We start from the raw sequence: 13,862 nt of genomic DNA, 5'->3' as shown, positions 1-13,862 counted from the left end.
GGATCATAGGAATATGGACGACGACGGCGGGACGTTCAGGAGCCAGTTCTCCACCGCTGCGTCCCAGCCGTCCGGGTCGGAATTCCACTCCTGCGTATGCTCCGCGGAAGGAAAAGTGAGCAGCATTGCCAGCTCAGGGCGCCGGCTCACGAACTCGCGGGAAATGGCAAAGGGCGTCGAGCGGTCCGCTTCATTGTGGATGACAAGGAGTGGAACACTCAGTTCATCCGCCCGCGCCAAAAAGTCCAGCGCATGAAAGCTCAACGGAGCATCCAAGCCCGTGATCCAACGCATCCTGGATGAACTCAGCATCTGCAGTCCAAGCCGCGCAACCCAACCGGGAAGTCCACCGGACCGGGCGTTGGCCAGCAGCGTGCTGCTCCAGTCGATAACGGGGGCATTGAGCACGAGCCGGGAAATGAGGTGCCGGAACTCCGAAGATGCCGCCAGCTGGAGAGCGATCGAGGCACCGAGGGACCAGCCGAAAAGCACTATCTGGTGTGCACCTTGCCCGACGGCATACGACACCGCAGCTTCAACATCGCGCCATTCGGTCTGCCCCAGGTGATACCTACCATCCGACGATGCAGGCGAATCGCGGTCGTTCCGGAGTGAAACAACCAGAGATGTGTATCCCAGCCGGTCCGCGACGGGCACGCCCCGGAGTGCGCCGGCTTTCGATCCGCCCAAGCCATGGATATGCATGGCCCACGTGGAAGCATCCCGCGACGCGTCTGTCGGTGTGAACTTCCAGGCGGGCGCAATTCCGTTCTCCACTGGAATCTGAACGTCAGAGTATGGCAGCCCTAACGGTTCCGGCGTCGAATAGACGTATCCGCTCCAAATGCCGGCCTTTGCAGTCCAGAGATCGCCGGAATCAACCCGTTCAACGACGCGGGTTACCGTCCCCGCCGCATCGTCAGAGGAGACGATCTCTCCGATGCAGGCATGCCCTGTGCCGTTGGCAAACCAGATGCTGTAGCGGCCTGGTGCCGTGGTCCGCTCCGATGCCGACAATTCCACCATCAACGTTTCGTCGGCGTCGTGGAACACACGACGGATTTCCAGATCTTCTTTCCGCAGCGTCTTTGGCACCACAACTTCCCGAGCAAAATAGGCCGCCACGAGGATGGCGGCAGCGCCGGCGATGCCACAGCCTATGGCCACAGCTATGGCGGCCCTACGCATCGGCGTCGCCCTCGGGAGCTTTCAAGCGTTCGTCTATGGCCTTGCGTAGGCGCAGTAGGGTCTCCGGAGAAATCCCTTGCAGTTGTCTTGCAGCGAAGTTTCTCACCCGGTTTTCCCGCAGGGTGCGGAGTAGTTCGAGCTGTGCCTCCACCAAGTCGGGTACCTCGCCGTCGTCGTCCAAAAGGTATCCGGGGTCAACGCCGAAGAATTCGGCGAGGTTCCTCAAAAGCTGCGGGTCCGTGGCCATGGAACTGTCGCCGGCACGCATGTAGGCCCAGCGGGAGCGAGACAACGGTGTTCCGCGGTCCGACATGTGCTTGCTTATCTGCGGATATGTCAGGGGCGCTGAACCCTGGGCCTCAAAAAGATCCAGGAGGAGATTCAACTTCCGCGCGAGTCTCGCCTGCGGCTGCTCGGGGATCCCAGCGTCGCTGTCGGTCACGGCGTCGTGTCCCCCTTCCGTGAAAGCCACAGTGGTCGGCGCCCCATTGCTGCCAACCGGGTCCCGAGATGCCGCTCCGCTTCTCGGAGAACATCCAAATCATTCTGACTCAGCGATTGGGCAAGGTGCGGGTCCACGAATAATGCGTCCTGGATCTCCACCAGCATCCGATGCAGCCGCCGCTGGGGTGCATCGTGGCGGTCAATAGTAGTTTGAGCCAAATCCAACCGGATCTCGGATCGCTCCGACGTGATTCTGTCCCAGACACCAAACAGCCGCTCGACGAGAACAGCTGCGGCCCGGGCATCCGATCTCCGCTCTAGCCGACGTGCGACGGGCGGCAAGGCCAGGCCCACGCAAAGGAAAACCATGGCCCCCACCAGCGCGGCGTCGTAGACGTAGGAGAGACGCGTCATGGCCTCAAGCTCCCCCAGGAGATGAAGAATGTTCATCCCCAACACGGCAAGGACCACCACTACAGCCAACGCGCAGCCCAGGCCGATCAACACAAAAGCGACACGGAAGTACGGCCTCGCCATCTCGCCGCGGAACCTGAAACAGGTAAAGCCGGTGATGGCCACAACCACGCCGATGTAGAGGAACTGAACACTTGAGTACACGGCCGCCGGCCACTGGCTTCCGAAGTCCCTCATGAATGCAGTGGAGGTCCGCGGAGCATCAACCAGACTGAAGCTGACGATGAGGGCCACAACCACAATCCCGAGAACCGAAAGCCCTGCTCTGCTGTGAATGTCCACCGTCTCGCTAACATCGGCGGCGCGAAGGATCGCACGGGACAGGAAGTAGATACCGACAACCATGAAGATATTGGCTATGAGATCCAGGAGATTCCGGCTGCCGAGGACGTGGTCTCCCGCGATATAGATGCTGTCAACGTTGAGCGTGAGTGCAGTGGCGATGGTTAGGGCCGCCACCAGGATGCTCTTGTCTTTGCGCCGCTTCAGATCCGGCAGGAGGCACAACGCCAGACACCAGATCACGGCTGCTGCAATGTCCTGAATCATCCGAAGATCCGTTCAAACGACCGCGGCTCGAGGCTGCTGTCCCGGATTGCAGCGGCAAAGAGATCGGCCAAGGTTTCGGCAGCGGCCTCGATATGGTCCAGGAAGTCACTTCGCCCCAGGATCCGCGACACCTTATCGCCGGACAGGTTGGGAAACAACGTCTCCGCATAGTTTGAGGACACCACGAGCTCATCGTGTCGGAGCACCATGTGGCCCAGTTCGTGGAGGATGAACTGCTGCCGATGTAGTGGCGACGACGTCGGCGCGTGCAGGATGATCTCCGTGTTGTCTGTGGACAGCCACAGCCCGCAGACCGACCCTCCGTTCAGGGACTCGGAAACGTCGACCTCAATCCGCCGACGCCGGAGGTTCTCAACGATCGATATCAGCCGCTCCAACGAAAGACGGCTCGGCAGATTGAGTGCCAAAAAGCCTTCTACAGCGCATCGCGCCGGCGAATATTTGGCGGAAGCTGTGCCGTCCATCGGAACCCCATCCTGCGGCCGCCGGCGTTTGCCGCACGGTCGCCATCTGATTTATCGGTCCGCTCGTCCTGGACCATCAAGAGACGCCTCAGTTCCATTGAACGCCCAGGCTCTGGACATGTCCAGAGCCCATCAGACCGATCGACTCCCTGGCCTGCTGCTCCAGGCGACTCAAGCCTCGGACGGCACCCGGCCCCCACGAACCTCACACCTCTGGCATCCAAGGCATTCACCGTGAGCGCGGACTCACGGCAAGTCATGTCGTCAGTAGAGATCTCAAAGATGAACCAACGTGAGCGGGAAGAAGTGCAGGGAATGTGGCGAGAGGTTCGAGCCGTCGCGCTCGTCTCAGCGCTTCTGTTCCACGCGCTGCGCCAACAGACAACGCGATCGACGACGGCGGCAGGCGGCTGCCGCAATGGGCCCGGTTCCTGCTGCGGCAGTTCGACGCCGGGGTTTCGATTCGAAGCTCGGCCAAATGGAGACTCACCGCAAGGCGTCGGTAAGGCCGGCTGCTGATCTGGCCAGCAGCCGACAACGCCAAGAATCCCTCCGCAACCAACTCCGGTCCCAAGCTGTAGACATCGACCGGCTCGAAGCCGAGAACACCGAGCATCGCGAAGTCATCCGAAACCTTCGTTCCGACGTCGCGCGCCTTCAATCTATTCAGCAGACAGATGCTCATGATCTGGTCCACCTCGGCGGCAAGCTGCTGGCCCTGACCCAGGCAACCGGAGTCGAGCTCCACGACAGCACAAAAGCACTCTTCCGCCGCCGAGGCTGGACGGCCACCAAACGGAACCCAGAAAGCCAAAGCCAATGACCATGTCCATCGCCCGGCTCTCCGCTCAGTCGGGCCTGAAGTATCTCTTCAAGACCACCATGATGGACGATCTGACAATCACCCCAGCCGACGCGACCACGTACTACATGAAAGCCGGAACACCGCAGGGCCGCTGGCTCGGGTCCGGCGTGCGAGGCATCAACCGGACTGCCGGGGACGTCGTCACGGAATCGGACGCCAAGGCAATCTTCGATCACGCCACTCACCCGGACTCCGGCGCAACTCTGGGCCGCCCCCACGGCCACCCCACCATCGTGCAAAACAGCCAGGGTCGCACAGAGACGCGGCACGCCGTCGTCGGCCTTGACCTGACTTTCAGCGTCCCCAAATCGGTGTCCGTCCTCTGGGCGCTGAGCCCCCGCACACTCCAAGACCAAATCCTCGAGACCCACCACCAGGCGGTCAATGCCACCCTTGAGTGGCTGGAGACTTACGTCATCCACACAAGGGCCGGCCGCAACGGTGTCGCCCACCTCGGCACACGTGGAGCTATCACTGCTGCCTTCGACCACTGGGAGTCACGTGCTGGGGATCCGCAGCTCCATACGCACATGGTCATCGCCAACCGCATCCAGCGCATCACTGACGGCGCATGGGTCACGCTCGACTCACGGACTCTGTACAAGGCCGCGGTAGCTGCCAGCGAGCACTACAACGGTCTCCTCTTCGACGCCCTCCACCGTAACCTCGGCACCGACACGGACATCCGCTTGCCGGCCGCGAGCAGCCGCAACCCCAGCCAGCAACTGACCGGCGTCGACGATGCGCTGATCCGCGAATTCTCCAACCGCTCGCGTCTCATCGATCTCGAAACCGACCGGCTCGTGGCCGAATGGACCGCCAGTCACGGCACTCCCCCAACCGCGACAACCACCATCAAGCTCCGACAGCAGGCAACACTTTCCACCCGGACCGCCAAACCGGAAACAGCCATCCCCCTCCGCCAGCTCTCCGCCCAGTGGAGCGCACGGGCGGCCGCCCAGGGCTTCGAATCCCGAGAAGTGCTCGCCAACACCATTAGGTGCTCCCGGGCAGCGCCCTTCCGCACCTGCGACTTCACACCAAGCTGGGTGGACGCGGTGGGCTCCCTGACCCGCGAGCGCGTCGCCACGAAGCGCGCCACCTGGAATCGGTGGAACCTTCTGGCAGAAGCCGAACGTGTCTGCGCCGAAATCCGCTGCCACACACCGGCGGACCGACACACCCTGATCGATGCCATCGCCACCGCTGCCGAAACCCAGTCCGTCCCACTCAATGAGTACCGATACACCCTCCCTGCGAACGCCCAGGCCGATCTCCGCTTCGCAGGCCACAGCATCTTCGACTTCCACGGCTCCCGCCTCTACACGGACGCTGCCACTCTCGCCAATGAGGACATCATCTTGGAAGCAAGGAACGACGACGACGGCCCGGCAGTGAGCGCCGTCGTCGCCATGGAATCACTCGCCAGCTACAAACACGGCGGCCGGCTCGATCTGCACTCCGACCAACTGTCGGCGGCAGCAAACGTTCTGCTCAGCGGCCACCGGCTCGACGCCGTCGTCGGTCCAGCCGGAACCGGCAAGACGACCACCCTCGGTTCGGTCAAGGCTGCCTGGGAAGCTGCGTTTGGCGCCGGTACCGTGGTCGGGCTGGCGCCGGCGGCTGCGAGCGCCGAGGTCCTTGGGCGGGAGCTTGCACTGACTACGGAGAATGTCGCCAAGTGGCTGTACGAGTCTGTCGGCCAGGGCGCCGGCAACCGGGCTGCACAGTTCTTCGACACCGAGCAGCGGCTGGCCAATCACGTGGCGCCCAGAGGCCCGCACGCCACTCGCCTCGTCCAGAGAGCCACCCGGCTTGCTGCCGAACAGGACAGGTGGCGTTTTCATCCCAACCAGCTCGTGGTCGTGGACGAGGCCTCCATGGTGTCCACCCTTCAACTGGCGGCATTGGTAGAGCAGGCGCGCGACGCCGGGGCTAAGCTGCTCCTGGTTGGAGACCCGGGGCAGTTGGACGCCATCGACGCCGGCGGTGTCCTCGGCTGGCTGGACCGACAAGGCAAAACAGTGCGGCTGAGCACGATTTGGCGGTTCAAGGAGGCTTGGGAGCAAGACGCATCGCTGAAGCTTCGTGCCGGGGACTTCGCCGCCATTTCCGACTACGACAGCCACGGGCGCATTGAGCACGGCGTGTATCTCGAGATGGTTGACCGGGCGTACCTCCGATGGCAGGCCGACATCCACAGCGGCAAGACGTCGATTCTCATCGCGGCCGACAATGATACGGTCGGCATGCTCAACCAGCGCGCCCAAGCAGATCGCGTCGTCCAAGGTGCCGTAGATGCGGAGAAATCGGTAGCGCTCAGCGACGGACTTCACGCCGGTGCTGGCGACACTGTCATTGCCCGCCTCAATGACCGCAGCATCACCGACAGCTGCGGTGACTTCATCCGGAATGGAGCCATGCTCGACGTCGTCCGTACGGGGCGGCGCGACGGCTCACTCACGGCGGTTCGCCGGGACAACGGCGCAACGATTTGTTTGAGCCGTAACTATGTTGAGGCTTCGGTTGAGCTGGGTTATGCGACGACGGCCCACCGTTCGCAGGGCATCACCGTGGACACCGGCCACACCGTAGTGACACAGGGCCGACTGACGCGTGAACTGCTGTACGTGAGCATGACGCGGGGACGCGCAGGGAACCATGCCTATGTCAGCGAGAATGACCCCCTGGATGACGAGCCCCTGGATCCCGCTTTGCAAGCGTCGTGGCGCGAGATCCTGGGCGAGGTCCTTGCGGCCGAAGGCGCCGAAAGGACGGCCCACGAAGTCCGTGATGCCGAGCTTTCGAAGGCGGACAGCCTGGAGCGCCTGAGTGCTGAGTACGACCATCTCGCGCAAATGGCCGCCTCTGATGATCTGGCCGGGTTCATCGAGACTCACTCAACTGGCGGAGCTTCAGCGCTTCAGCAATCTACTTCGTGGGGCGCAGCTGTAGCTGCGTGGCGCAGGTCAGTTGGAGTCAGCCGTCCAAGTGCCCAGCGTGTTGTCGCTGCGGCACTGGATAAAAATGCGTCCGCCCGAGATACCGCGGCAGTCATCCATTCCCGGCTGCGGCAGTTCATTGCCGCGATGTCTGCCGGCGCAATTGATCCATTGACCGAGGTTCTCCGGACTGCTCGTCCCGACGTCGCCGACATGGTCAGCCAAGTACGGGACCGGATGCAGCACAGGCGCGATCATGTCATCAGATCCGCACTGATGAACGACGCCGCTTGGAAACGGAACCTGCTGGAAGGTCTGGGTCCTTTCGTCTATCCAGATGAAGCAACTGCTGTCATCCGGCAAGTCGCCATCTACAGGGACCGTTGGGGCATCCAGGATTCGTCCCTTCCCCTTGGTCCGCTTCCGGCCGCCTACGAGTGGGAGCAAGTGGCGCAGCGAGCAGATATGGGTCGCCTCATCGATCAAGCAGCTCTTCCCTCCCCCAGTCCTGTGGAGGCTCCGACGTGGACGGATGACCCGAAGACTTGGGAGGCCCGCCTTATCAATGTCGGCTGGCAACTCTAAACTGGTCGAGAAGGTAATCCATGGATACGAACCCAGTCCTGAAGCCGAAACTTGCGACACCTGCTTTGCTTGTGAGCAGCGTGGCGATAGCTGTGTGCGTCGTCTATCTCGTCGGAGCGGCGGCCGCCCATGGGCCGACTAACTTGTTCTTGCTACTGATCGTAGCTATTTCACTCCTCGCGGCCGCAGTCGCCGGGGCGGTCTGGTTGGTCCGAGCACGGCGGCGGCGTTCATGGGTGGCTGGCGCTACCGAAAAGTGGGATCACTTCAACGACATGAAGCGAAGCAGTGGCACGACGGCAGAGGTCACCGTTGTGAGCGTTGACGCCCTCGAACCCACAGGGTCGTGGATCACCATCAAATGGAACCGCTTCGACCACGTTCAGCCAGCATGGATCGCAGCTCTGCCGGAGCCGATCTGGCCTGGATCGGTTCTGCTTATTTCGCCGGATCCGGCACAAGTCCGACCTGGAGCACCATGGCCGTCAACTTATTACATACGGGCTTCAGATTCCCTGGCCTGGGCACCTGGCAGCGAGGCTTGATCAAGACTCGAGCCCGACCCTCGGAGCGCGTGAATGGCTGGAGCCGTCATTATCATCCTCGTGCTCAGGGGGTGAGGTCCCAGTTAGCCAAGCGCACCGGATGCATGGGCAAGATTGGCGTGGAACGGCCGACAGTGGGAGAGTGCAGACATTGGTGACACCATCAGGGATAGTGCAATCATGACGTGTACTAGATCATTAGGCTATGCCCGCCATTGGAATCGTCTCACTCGTAATGAAAAGGTCATCACTTCGATTCTGATAGGAAGCTCGGGATAGACCCCTAGAAACCATGGTTTTTGGGGGGGTCTTTTCGCTGGCTCTTGACAAATGTGGATTCCTGAGAGTTCCCTCGATTTTCGCGCGATTCCCAACGTCTTCGTCATTTTTTCGTCACTGCTTCCAAGGCTTCAGGGCAGAGACGCGGGACCGGCTCGGTGCAGCCAAAAAGCTTCGTACATGCCTGTAGGCTAACTGCACGGGTGGAGTTCGGCACGTCGTAGCTGAGTGCCCTCCCGACGTCGTAGCTGCCGACCGTCGCCACGTCGTGTGCTGCGAGGGCCAGCATGGCCCATGCTGTTCTGGAGGTCATGCAGGGCGGTCCCTGAATCCAATGCCAGTGTCGCGAACGTGTGTGGCCTGACCCGCCACTCGATGCCAGCCGGTCGCGCCAGCCGTTGTACGGTAGGAACGCCTCAGGTGATGCCCACTGCCTGCCCTGCCAGCTCCCGGTCCGTGGTTCCAAGACAGGCGTTCAGTGCCTCCATGGCGGAAGCCGGCACCGCCGCCTTGCCACCCTTCCCGCCCTTACGCCGGATGCCCGGCGTCTTACACCCGGCGTCGTGGCCGTAGTCCGTACTGGCGCCCGGGGCCTAACAGCTGAGACCGAGCCTGCAGACTAGGAGATCACCCTCCTCGAAGTGAACCGTTGCCCGGGATGACGGACCACTCGCGATCCAGATTTGCGCCGCTGCGGCCGTTCCCTAGCGGCAGTGGATTCTCACAGAAGGACGACGATGCTTTGGACGTCGCGCAGGACAATGCAGACGGCCATTACCGCGCTCGTAGTTTGTGGTGGGGGCTGGTGCTTAACTTCGCTGCGCTGGTCGTAACCAAGAGCGTCGGTGGCGCGGTGGCTTGGGCTAACCCGAACGAATTTCAGGGACAGGCGCAGGATTCCGGAAACGATACTGTTCGACCAGCATCGCTATTCGCCGTCCAGAGAAAATCTTACCGAGGCAGCGTGGGAGACATGGCCCGACGTAACCGGCAGCTGGAGGCTAAGGCGTGACGCAGTTCCGCTCATGCTCACGCAACGTGAGGCCTGAGAGGAACATCCCGCTGCGGTGCGCGGCTTTGCCACAACACCCGGGGGTTCCGGACAGAAGGCTCAACAACAGGCGGCGAACAGACCAAATCTGGCCGGGCGCGCCCAGCGGGGCAGCCCAGCCGTACCCTCGCGGCCAGCGTGCAGTGCGCTAAACGGGTCGTGCCCCCGGCGGGCGAGGAACCCCTCATGCAAAGTTCAAACTGGCCCTTACACGGCAAGGCTCGCCGCGCGAATTACAGGTCGGTGGCAGGATGGCATCTGTGACGAGCAGAAGCCAGCGACGCGCCCCTGATGCTGAGTGGGTTCTGATGTACCGGAAGGGACTCACCCGTGCACGGATCGCTGAGCTCGAGAAGGTTCCGATCAGCACGGTCGCCTACCACCTCGCCGTCGCCAGGGCGCAGGATGCGGGGCTGCAGGAGGCGCACGAAGTGGCGGCCGGAGGAGCGCCGGCGGCCCGGGTCACCGTACAGACGATGCAGCGGATGAACGATCTCATCGCCATGGTCCGGACCGAAGGCAGATACCCCTCCTCCAAAGCCGATGCAGCGGCGGAACGGTCGCTGGCCGTATGGCTGCAGCGGCGCCGCCGCGACGCCGCCGAAGGACGCCTCGCCCCGGAGGTCCGGGACGGGCTGGCGTGCCTACCCGGATGGCCGGGCATCCCGCGCACGGTCGCCGACGAGGAACGCTGGCAGCGGGTTCTGTGCGATCTGGCCGAATACCTGGCGGCGGGCCAGGATTGGCCCCGCCATAAGAATACGGACACGGAGACGGAGCATCATCTGGGCGTGTGGTTGCACGCCCATCGGTACAAGCTACGTCGCGGCGAACTCGACCCGGCCAAGGAGAAGGCCCTGGACGCAGCTGTGCCGGGCTGGTCCGCTGGCCGGCCCCGGGGCAGAAAAGCGCGTCCCGCACCGGACAGGCAGGGCGAGCCGGGGCTAGATTGATCCTGTGAGCGACGAACTGGTGATCAGACAGGTCTGGCCGGCCCCGCACGGGCATGCAGTTCTCTCACCGTTCGAGGCATCAGAGGACTTCACCCAGGCCTACTGGCAGGCCAAAGAAATCATCGCCACCTCCCCAACTGACCTTTTCTACACCTTCACTAGCGCCGGGCAGGAAGTCGTCCGCCTGGCCGTCGTCGATCACGCGGACCTTGATCCCGGCTTTCTTCTGAGAATTACAATATGGGGGTGCTTTTGGTGAGGCTGCTTGAGAAAGCGGACTTAGAGTTGGCAGACTCCAGCGGTGGTCGCAACGGTTAGTAGGGGTTTAGGGCTCCGCCGCTCAGGCTACTTGACGAGGCGCAGTGCCGGGCGACGGAACCGGAGAAGCGCGCCGGGCTGGAGGAAGAACACGGTCGGGAACGCGAGGAGTGCCAGCAGCGACAGTCCGTTGAAGACCGGCTGGCTGATGCCGATGGCAAGTGCGGAAGCGAGGATCAGGATCTGAAGTGCTTTGCGGGTTCTCATGCCGTTGATGTGTGCGGCGCTTCACCCTCACGTCACCGTCGCCGCCGCGACCCACTCGAACTCGATTACGGCCGCATTTCCCTGCCTGGCATCAAGGTAGCGGTCACTCCGCGACTTTGATTGCAGACCGGATCGCGCGCGGCCGAAGTTCCTCAGACCTAATCGACCTGCAGTGACATGATCATTTGCTCGACGGCAATACGGTCTGACGTTTTCATCCAAGCTTCCGCTTCACCCATCGAGGCGAATGACTTTACCGCACGCCACGCGAACCAAGCTGAGTTCCCGTCTCCACTTTCCACATTAACGACGGTCTCGACCAAAGCGAGCTGCATGGAGGTGGGGGGCTTTGAGGGGTTTCCCAGGATGGTCATCACCCGGACCGGCGGGTCCCATTTTGGATCAAAAACAGGATAACTTTCGAGGCTCTGTCCAGCCACAGGTGTAGCTTCGCGGTAGTCGAGGGCAAATGTGTAAGGCCGCAGCTGGCAGGGGGAGCATCCGTTCATCGATGTCTTGAGGTCCACACTTCCTACCGCTGGCGGTTGCAGGAGTCGCACAGGAGCGATCATGTTCCGAACCGGTTGAAAGTCCAAGGGAAAATCTAATGCGGCAATTTCTTGTCCGGCTGAGTCTTTGACCTTCAAATTGCCATACTGGTCGGGCACGACCCGCCAGTCGCTTCGGTGCTTGAAGCTGTACGGCATCCGGAACTTCTGAGACGCGTTGTTGTACCGCTCCTGTGTAGCTGACTCGTAGGTCTTATCGAGGAAACTTCCCTCAGCCTTCTTCCGAGCTTCAATCTGACTCTTGATTTCAGCCAAGGACGGGCTGAAGGTCAGTTGTCGCAAGAAAGGATCCAAGGTGAGGTCGCCTATGACTGCCCCAATCGAGTACGTCCCCTTGATGAGGGCGTACCAGCCGCCGGCGGCGCGGATCACTCCCCCAATCCTTTTCCCCGCAGCGACCGATTCATCCCACGACGCCGCCGGATTCATCTTCAGCCATGCTTTAGCGGAGGAAACGGCGATGGCATCTTTCCGGTCGTTCAGGCAGGGCAGCAAGGCGCCGAAGGCGTTGGGTACGGATTCCCCGGCAGACCCGACAAGGTTGCCTCCGCATTCGAGGAGCGAGGTCATGATGAAGACCCCAGCCATGTTTCCAGCCGCTTTTCCTTCGGCTGCCTGGTACATCAGCCCGGCCACTGTGTAGGTGATGGTGGAGTCGACCTGTATCAGCGGCGTGTTCTGGTTCTTGCTGTAGAACTCCATGAGCTGCTCGCGGTCAAAGCCGAAGCGGTACTCGCCCAGTGGCTGTAGAAGGTACTTCTCCCCAAGTTGATTCGAGGACGTCGCTGTCTGGGCCGCCATTTGGGTCCAAGTTAGTGGAGAAAGGTTCTGCCAAAGGTCACTCCATGCCCATGCCGGTTTGATTGCCGTCATGAGTGACCCGGCGCTTGGGCGATTCATTTTCAGCCGGACTTCCATGATGTCGCGGTTGTTGCCGTCGGTCCCGACACACCACAGGATCGGGGCGTTGATGTTGTCCTCTGAATACGACGGGTCGGCCCACTCCGGCACACCGCCGCTGCACTTTGGCGGGTCGGTTTTGTCCCCGGTCACCTTGCCAATGCCGTTGTATAAGGATTCGATCCAGTTGTAGTCAGAGAAGTGCTTCACATGGCTGGTCAGGGTGAGTCTGTCCGCGGACAGAGAGCTCTCGATGGGTTCCCAGGCTTGGTCTGCAGGGTTCCAGTAGACAACGGTTCCGACACGGTCCTCGGCGAGGGGTGCATCCAGCCTGAACGTGACGTCCGCCCCGCTCTCCGGGAAGTCCCCTGATGCCATGGCCAGGGAGACTCCTTCATGCAGTTGGGCTCCGGACGGCAGGGCGTCTGTCATCTCGTGGCTGCTCTGCAGGGGCTCGACTTTTGCCTTCAAGCTCGCGGGTGCCCCGGGGAACACCACCTCGACCTTCGGCTCATCAGCGTTTGACGATGTTTTGGTTTCCCACGGCCAAGAGCAAGAGGTAAGCGCTACAGCAAGAACAACTAATATGCATCCGACGCGGATGCTCTTTCCTCGCAAGGATGTGCGGTCTCTCATTGATTCCCCCATTGAGCATCGCCGGCGCTTGATGTGGCAACGAAAGCGCATTTTCGCCTGATCATACGGCACTAACCGTGGGCCTCATCCCTGGGCGGCAAAGGTTACGTGAGGGCGGGAGTTGCCAGTCCAGACAGCCTTGAGCTCAATGCCAAGGACAGCAAATTCACGGCTGTTGTCAGCGCCCCTGGCGCCGCTGCCCTCCAACCCCATCGGTCAGCTGTATTCGTGACGCAGGACAGCACGGAGCTGGGCGTTGCGGGTGCTGACCCGGCTGGTCTTGCCCACCTTATGGTGGCGGGTGTTCTGGTTCGCGTGGACGCCGGCGGCACCCGCTCCGGCAAGCCGCCCCCGCGTTGGTGCAGGTTCGGTGACGTGGGTGTGGCGGTTCTTCAGGGCAGGCATGGCAGGTCTTCTCAGGGATACAAAGGGAAGCGTCTGCTTCCACGCTGATGATATGTACGGCAGCGGCGGCCGCCGGCGCCACGCCTGTGAGGGCCTCGTTCACTGGCACGCCTTGTCAGGACCATACGCTGAAGGGACGACAATCAGGGACGACTGAAAGAAATCAACGTGAGCACCTCTGAGATGACCGAATTGACTGTCGACGGGAGCGCCCTGCTGCGCGGCCAGGACGTGCGGGGTGCGGGTCGGCTCCGTGAACCTGGGGACGCGCATCGTGGATGACCTGAACGAGGGCGGCACCATGGTCTGGGTCGTCTTTGGCGGCGCTGTCCCGGGGCGCATGTTCATTCCCGAGGACGAGGCGCAGTACACCGTCCTGCCGCCGACATCCTTGCAGGACTAACAGGCCGGTTGACGCCGCAGCCTGCGCAGTCCACTGATCGGTGCCCGCCGGGATCTACAATCAC

At 62.0% G+C, this 13,862-nt stretch carries 12 protein-coding genes; 4 read left to right on the top strand and 8 right to left on the bottom strand.

Going from position 1 to position 13,862, the window contains the following annotated elements:
• Positions 1-3: 3 nt before the first annotated feature.
• The 5 genes from TV39_RS09055 to TV39_RS21375 form a co-directional block, all read right to left on the bottom strand.
• Positions 4-1,188: an alpha/beta hydrolase gene (locus TV39_RS09055; RefSeq protein ID WP_043480736.1), complete on the bottom strand. Its 1,185-nt coding sequence runs from the start codon at positions 1,186-1,188 to the stop codon at positions 4-6.
• Positions 1,181-1,630, bottom strand: coding sequence for a hypothetical protein (locus tag TV39_RS09050; RefSeq protein ID WP_043480735.1), 450 nt, complete (start codon positions 1,628-1,630; stop codon positions 1,181-1,183). The genes TV39_RS09055 and TV39_RS09050 overlap by 8 nt, the downstream gene beginning before the upstream one ends.
• Complete coding sequence (locus tag TV39_RS09045; protein ID WP_043480732.1) at positions 1,627-2,655, bottom strand: hypothetical protein; 1,029 nt, start codon at positions 2,653-2,655, stop codon at positions 1,627-1,629. Before TV39_RS09045 ends, TV39_RS09050 begins: the two co-directional genes overlap by 4 nt.
• Entirely contained in the window at positions 2,652-3,140 is a 489-nt protein-coding gene (locus TV39_RS09040; protein WP_052500538.1) for a hypothetical protein, read from the bottom strand. Before TV39_RS09040 ends, TV39_RS09045 begins: the two co-directional genes overlap by 4 nt.
• 256 nt (positions 3,141-3,396) lie before the next feature.
• Entirely contained in the window at positions 3,397-3,888 is a 492-nt protein-coding gene (locus TV39_RS21375) for a hypothetical protein (protein WP_052500537.1), read from the bottom strand.
• A gap of 71 nt (positions 3,889-3,959) precedes the next feature.
• Between TV39_RS21375 and mobF the strand changes: the two genes are divergently transcribed.
• The 3 genes from mobF to TV39_RS09020 all read left to right on the top strand — a co-directional run bounded on the left by mobF (position 3,960) and on the right by TV39_RS09020 (position 10,619).
• Positions 3,960-7,532, top strand: a complete 3,573-nt coding sequence (gene mobF, locus TV39_RS09030; RefSeq protein ID WP_052500536.1) for a MobF family relaxase — start codon at positions 3,960-3,962, stop codon at positions 7,530-7,532.
• Between the two features lie 2,135 nt (positions 7,533-9,667).
• Positions 9,668-10,360 carry a helicase associated domain-containing protein gene (locus TV39_RS09025; protein WP_235347319.1) on the top strand — a complete coding sequence of 231 codons (693 nt, stop codon included), beginning with the start codon at positions 9,668-9,670 and terminating at the stop codon, positions 10,358-10,360.
• A gap of 4 nt (positions 10,361-10,364) precedes the next feature.
• Positions 10,365-10,619 (top strand): hypothetical protein, encoded by a 255-nt coding sequence (locus TV39_RS09020; RefSeq protein WP_043480723.1) that lies wholly within the window; start codon positions 10,365-10,367, stop codon positions 10,617-10,619.
• An 86-nt stretch (positions 10,620-10,705) separates the two neighbouring features.
• On the opposite strand, the gene TV39_RS09015 is transcribed toward TV39_RS09020, so the two are convergent.
• The 3 genes from TV39_RS09015 to TV39_RS09005 form a co-directional block, all read right to left on the bottom strand.
• Positions 10,706-10,885 (bottom strand): hypothetical protein, encoded by a 180-nt coding sequence (locus TV39_RS09015; RefSeq protein ID WP_043480720.1) that lies wholly within the window; start codon positions 10,883-10,885, stop codon positions 10,706-10,708.
• Between the two features lie 158 nt (positions 10,886-11,043).
• A complete protein-coding gene (locus TV39_RS09010) occupies positions 11,044-12,786 on the bottom strand; it encodes a hypothetical protein (protein WP_160292492.1) in 1,743 nt (580 codons plus the stop codon).
• A 420-nt stretch (positions 12,787-13,206) separates the two neighbouring features.
• A complete protein-coding gene (locus TV39_RS09005) occupies positions 13,207-13,395 on the bottom strand; it encodes a hypothetical protein (RefSeq protein ID WP_043480715.1) in 189 nt (62 codons plus the stop codon).
• A gap of 238 nt (positions 13,396-13,633) precedes the next feature.
• Here TV39_RS09005 and TV39_RS22250 point away from each other — a divergent pair, with 238 nt between their 5' ends.
• Positions 13,634-13,798, top strand: coding sequence for a hypothetical protein (locus TV39_RS22250; protein ID WP_160292491.1), 165 nt, complete (start codon positions 13,634-13,636; stop codon positions 13,796-13,798).
• The last annotated feature ends 64 nt before the right edge of the window (positions 13,799-13,862 follow it).

This window comes from Arthrobacter sp. SPG23 (assembly GCF_000876655.1).
Classification (GTDB): Bacteria; Actinomycetota; Actinomycetes; order Actinomycetales; family Micrococcaceae; genus Arthrobacter.
Note: the sequence above shows the minus strand (reverse complement) of the source record. Positions and strands in the feature narration are given on the sequence as shown.

Bases quoted from the DNA above. Each gene is read 5' to 3' on its own strand.
- TV39_RS09055 (WP_043480736.1), bottom strand. From the start codon at position 1,188: ATGCGTAGGGCCGCCATAGCTGTGGCCATAGGCTGTGGCATCGCCGGC.
- TV39_RS09045 (WP_043480732.1), bottom strand. From the start codon at position 2,655: ATGATTCAGGACATTGCAGCAGCCGTGATCTGGTGTCTGGCGTTGTGC.
- TV39_RS09040 (WP_052500538.1), bottom strand. From the start codon at position 3,140: ATGGACGGCACAGCTTCCGCCAAATATTCGCCGGCGCGATGCGCTGTA.
- mobF (WP_052500536.1), top strand. From the start codon at position 3,960: ATGACCATGTCCATCGCCCGGCTCTCCGCTCAGTCGGGCCTGAAGTAT.
- TV39_RS09015 (WP_043480720.1), bottom strand. From the start codon at position 10,885: ATGAGAACCCGCAAAGCACTTCAGATCCTGATCCTCGCTTCCGCACTT.
- TV39_RS09010 (WP_160292492.1), bottom strand. From the start codon at position 12,786: ATGACAGACGCCCTGCCGTCCGGAGCCCAACTGCATGAAGGAGTCTCC.
- TV39_RS09005 (WP_043480715.1), bottom strand. From the start codon at position 13,395: ATGCCTGCCCTGAAGAACCGCCACACCCACGTCACCGAACCTGCACCA.